The sequence below is a fragment of the Streptomyces sp. NRRL B-24572 genome, from assembly GCF_002156145.1.
GTDB lineage: Bacteria > Actinomycetota > Actinomycetes > Streptomycetales > Streptomycetaceae > Streptomyces > Streptomyces vietnamensis.
In genome coordinates this window covers 1-4,897 of sequence record NZ_MWIG01000613.1, presented here as the reverse complement: position 1 = coordinate 4,897, position 4,897 = coordinate 1, and the positions used below count along the sequence as shown (strand labels likewise).

General features: G+C 70.6%; 4 protein-coding genes. 2 read left to right on the top strand and 2 right to left on the bottom strand.

Going from position 1 to position 4,897, the window contains the following annotated elements; all coding sequences use genetic code 11:
• The first annotated feature begins 139 nt into the window (after positions 1-139).
• A complete protein-coding gene (locus CCN56_RS31615) occupies positions 140-952 on the top strand; it encodes a serine protease (RefSeq protein ID WP_256962281.1) in 813 nt (270 codons plus the stop codon).
• Here CCN56_RS31615 and CCN56_RS31610 read toward each other — a convergent pair.
• Together CCN56_RS31610 and CCN56_RS31605 are read right to left on the bottom strand one after the other, a co-directional pair.
• Positions 906-2,447, bottom strand: a complete 1,542-nt coding sequence (locus CCN56_RS31610) for an NCS1 family nucleobase:cation symporter-1 (protein ID WP_086831331.1) — start codon at positions 2,445-2,447, stop codon at positions 906-908. The two genes, CCN56_RS31615 and CCN56_RS31610, sit on opposite strands and share 47 nt — an antisense overlap.
• Before the next feature lie 134 nt (positions 2,448-2,581).
• Positions 2,582-3,070, bottom strand: coding sequence for an MmpS family transport accessory protein (locus CCN56_RS31605; RefSeq protein ID WP_086831330.1), 489 nt, complete (start codon positions 3,068-3,070; stop codon positions 2,582-2,584).
• Between the two features lie 355 nt (positions 3,071-3,425).
• Between CCN56_RS31605 and CCN56_RS31600 the strand changes: the two genes are divergently transcribed.
• The coding region (locus CCN56_RS31600; protein WP_256962280.1) for a DNRLRE domain-containing protein at positions 3,426-4,897 on the top strand (1,472 nt) is incomplete at its 3' end.

Here is a 4,897-nt window from a genome sequence, read left to right as displayed (position 1 = left end):
CGAGCAGGGGGGACCCCCTTCGCCCCGGCGGAACGCATGCCCACAACGGGGGGTGACCCCGTTCGGGTCTCGTCGTTGATGCCCATGCGGGCCGGACCGGCGTGCGGAAACGTCACGGCATCGACAGGGCGGAGGTCAGGTGGGACGGGCGAGGAAGTTCATGGCGGCGGTCGCGGGTGCGGTGATGGCGGTGTCCCCCCTCGTCGTCGCGCCGCCCGCGTACGCGGTCGTCGGCGGCCAGGAGGCGCGGCCCCATCAGTACCCGTTCATGGTGGGGCTCGTGGATCTGGAGGAACGGCGGGTGATGTGCGGTGGGGCGCTCGTCGGCGAGCGGTACGTGCTCACCGCCGCGCACTGTCTGACCGGCTCGTACAGCAGCACCGCGCGCGTGGGCGTGCTCCTCGGCGACCACGACCTGACGCGCACGGACGACAGTCCGCACGCGGTGCTCGCGACCCCGGACGCCTTCCTCCCGCACCCCGGCTACGACCCCGCCACCCAGCGCGACGACATCGCGCTGGTCCGGCTGGCCGAGCCCGTGGTGTTCAACCGTGACGTGCGGCCGGTCGCCCTGCCCGCCCGGTACGCCCACGGCACCTTCGACCACACGCAGGTCGAGGCCCCCGGCTGGGGCACCACCTCGTTCGGGGGCCGTACCTCCGACGTCCTGCGGACCGTGGTCCTCGGCACCATGAGCAACCCGACGTGCGGGGCCCGGGGCATGTCCCAGGTCACCGCCGCCCAGCTCTGCACGTACGCGCCGGGGCGGGACACCTGCCAGTACGACTCCGGCGGCCCCCTGGTGCACACGGTCGCGGGGACGCCGTACGTGGTCGGTCTCGTCTCGTACGGGAAGGGGTGCGCGACCGACACCCCCGCCGTGAACACCCGGGTCTGGTCCTACCTCAGCTGGATCGGGAGGACGGCCGGGCGGCTGCCCCGCGCCTCATGAGGACGGTGTGGAGGAGCAGGGCGGCGGCGAGGCCGACGGCCCAGCCGTAGTCCGCCAGGGGCTTCAGGAAGGGGATCAGGCCGTCCTCCGGGAACGGGCCCGTTCCCGGCGCCGAGTGGGAGCCTCCGACCGCCAGGACGCCGCCGACCGCGAAGGCGAGGACGGCCGCCGGGTTCCAGCCGCCCCGGTACCAGTAGGGGCCGTCGGCCCGGTAGAGGCCTTCGAGGTCGAGGACGGTCCGGCGGACGAGCCAGTAGTCGGCGATGAGGATGCCCGCGACCGTGCCGAGGAGGCCGCCGACCAGGCCGAGCCAGGTGAAGATGTACAGCTCGGGGGTGGCGGTGAGCTTCCACGGCATGATGAGCACGCCGACGACGCCGGTGATCAGCGCGCCCGTACGGAAGTTCACCAGTCGCGGGGCGAGGTTGGCGAGGTCGTACGCCGGGGAGACCACGTTCGCCGCGATGTTCACCGACAGGGTGGCGACCAGGACCGTCACCAGGGCGAAGAGCAGACCGAAGACGTTGTCGGTCTTCGCGGCGAGCGCCACCGGGTCCCAGACGGGTGCCCCGTACACGGCCTGCGAGCCCGAGGTGACGAGCACCGAGAGCAGGGCGAACAGGGTCATCGTGGTGGGGAGTCCGAGGCTCTGTCCCCAGACCTGCGCGCGCTGGCCTGCGCCGAAGCGGGTGAAGTCCGGGATGTTGAGGCTCAGGGTCGCCCAGAAGGCGATCATGCCCATGAGGGCGGGGAAGAAGACGGGCCAGAAGTCGGCGCCCCAGCCCAGCTTCGACGGCTGGTCGAGGAGCGGGCCGAGGCCGCCCGCCTTGACCGCGACCCAGCCGAGGAGGGCGAGCGCGCCGACGATCACGAAGGGCGCGGCCCAGTTCTCGAAGCGGCGCAGGGCCTCCATCCCCCGGTAGATGATGGCCAGTTCGAGCGCCCAGAAGAGGACGAAGCAGAGCCACAGCGTCCACGGATGGCCGCCGACCTTCGACGCCGACGCCCAGCCGCCGCCGAAGACCTTGTCGAGCAGGACGAAGACGCCCTGGCCGCCGATCCAGGTCTGGATGCCGAACCAGGCGCAGGCGACGCCGGCCCGGACGAGGGCGGGCAGATTGGCCCCGCGCAGTCCGAAGGAGGCGCGGGCGAGGACCGGGAAGGGGATGCCGTACTTCGGTCCGGCGTGCCCGGTGAGCAGCATCGGCACGAGGACGACGACGTTGGCCAGGGCGATGGTGAGGACGGCCTGCTTCCAGTCCATGCCGAGGGCGACGAGACCGGAGGCGAGCATCCAGGAGGGGATGTTGTGGGCCATGCCGACCCAGAGGGCCGCGAAGTTGTACGTCGTCCAGCGGCGCCCGGCCACGGGGACGGGGAGCAGGTCGTCGTTGACGAAGCGGGAGTCGGCGGGGGCCGCGCCGGGCGCGAGCTCGACACGGCCGTCGCGGACGTCAAAGGGGCCGGGTCTGCCGGAGGATGCGGTTGCGGTCATGGACGGAACCCTTCGTTCGGGGACGCAAACGAGGCCGTGCGGGGCGTGGGGTTCTTGACCGTGCGGAGTCTTGTCCTACGGGGGCAGGGGCGTCAAGGGAAGCGGAACGGGCCCGTTGACGCCCGTTCACCTGTTCAGCGGGCTCCCTCGGCGGCCGCGGGGGCCGCAAAGGTCTCCCCGCCGCATGTCGTACGGCCGAAGGAGCCGGTGGCGGTGGCACGTTGGACGTGCCGACCGCGCACGGCGAGGGTGCAGCTCGCCGTGCCGCCCTTCTCGCCGAGGGTGACGTGGACGATCGGAGCGGCGCCGACGGGGACGCTCACGGTCTTCTTCCACGGGAGCGTGGCGTTCGTGACCACGGTGGCCTTGTCGTCGTCGGACCCCCGATAGGAGATGTCGGCGGTCCCTTCACCGAGCACCTCGTACGTCACGTCGGCGGCGGCCACGGTCCGCGCGGGTGCACCATGCCCGGGCGCGGCCGGGTCCTCGGAGCCGAGCATCCGGTACGTGCCGAACCCGCCGATGGCGAGGAGCAGTACTGCCGCTGCGGCGATGCCACGGCGACGCCGTGGCACATCGGGCACCCGCTCCGCCGGTTCTGCCAGTTCTTCCGTCGTGGACATGGCCGCACTTTCGGTCGACTTGAAATTCGGCCTGGGTTATACACCATCCGAATACGTGAATGCCAGGCGGCCGACAAGTCCGGCAAGGCGCGCTCAAACTCCGCAACCCGACCCCTGAAATGCCCCAATTGCGTGAGCGCTTGACGGGGCGTCGGCTCTGTGATGAACAATCCCCCCGCTGTGACCTGATCACGTCCGGCGAGGTCGCTTCCCACACACGGGAGGTGGCCTGCTTTGGCATGCCCTGAGGCATGTCTTTCGAGGTCAGGCCCACCATCTCAAGGTAGGGATTTGCGTGAGAATGAAATACGGGCGGGCAATAGCCTGCCTCGTGGTATCGGCGATCGCCGGTACCATGCTGCCACAAGTCGCTTACGCGGCACCGGTTTCGGGCGAAGGTGACGAGGGTATCGTCGACGCCTTCTCGGGCTGGTTCTCGGACGACGACGACAAGGCCGAGCCGGCGAAGCCGGTCGAGCCGGTGACCGGCGGTACTCCCGTCCTGCCGAGCCGGGAGAAGCTGCCGAAGGGCAAGGCGGCGCCGAAGCCGAAGCGGGTCGCGGAGCTGACCGGGAGGCGGACGGCGAACGCCCGCTACTGGCAGCTGTCCGACGGCCGGGTGCAGGCCGAGGTGTCGGCGGTCCCGACCGGCTACCGGGCGGGAACGTCGTGGAAGGACATCGACCCGACCGTCGTCCCGGCCCAGGACAAGGGCTTCGCCTTCGCCAACACGACGAACGCCGCCTCCAGCCGGTTCGGCTCGGACGCCGGAAAGCTGCTGCGGTTCGAGACCGCCGGCGGGCGTGCGGTGACCCTGGGCCTCGAGGGCGCGGGGAAGCTCGCGCCGGTCGCGGCCGGCAACACGGTCACGTACAAGGACGCGGTGTCCGGTGCGGACCTGTCCTATGTGGTGGGTCCGGGCCGGGTGAAGGAGAACATCGTCCTGGACGCCAAGCCGTCCGGGCCGGTGTCCTTCACGTTCACCCTGAACTCCGGCGGGCTGACGCCGAAGCAGAACAAGGACGGCTCCGTCTCCTTCTACGGCGAGGGCGCGGACCCGGTCCTCGTCATCCTCGCCGCGTTCATGACGGACGCGAAGAAGGACACCAAAACGCCGTACGGCACGGCCTACAGCTCGGCCGTGGCGCAGAAGCTCGTGAAGTCGGGCAAGGGCTGGAACCTGGTCGTCACGCCGGACGCGACCTGGCTGGCCGCCCCCGAGCGGCAGTATCCGGTGACCATCGACCCGACGATCTCGATCGCTCCGACGCCGACCACGGCCCAGGACGTGATGATCTCCTCGGACGGTGCGACGACGAACTACGACGACAACTGGCGCCTGTCCGTCGGCAACACCTCCACCGGCGCCTCGCGTGCCCTGATCCGGTTCCCGGTCTCCAGCATCCCGGCCGGCACCAAGCTCGACTCGGCCGACCTGAAGCTGTACTTCGACCAGACCCACACCACCGGCGACACCGAGGTGCAGCTGGAGGCCCACCGCGCCACCCAGGCGTGGACCGAGTCCGGAGCGACCTGGAACAACGCCAACGCGATCACCGGCGAGCTGTCCGGCACCGCGGTCGTCGTCGACAACGGCGAGACAGGGCGTACGGCGGCGGTGGGTGCCTGGCCGGCGTCGGGGAACACGGCGTACACGCAGTACGCGGTGAACCAGACGTACATGTACAACAAGGACGCGGTCTCCGGTGACACCTACACCTGGCAGCCGAGCCTTCCCGAGGACGGCACCTACCAGGTCGAGACGCACTACGTCCCGGCCTCCGACCGCGCCACCAACGCCCCGTACACCGTCACCTACGACGGCGG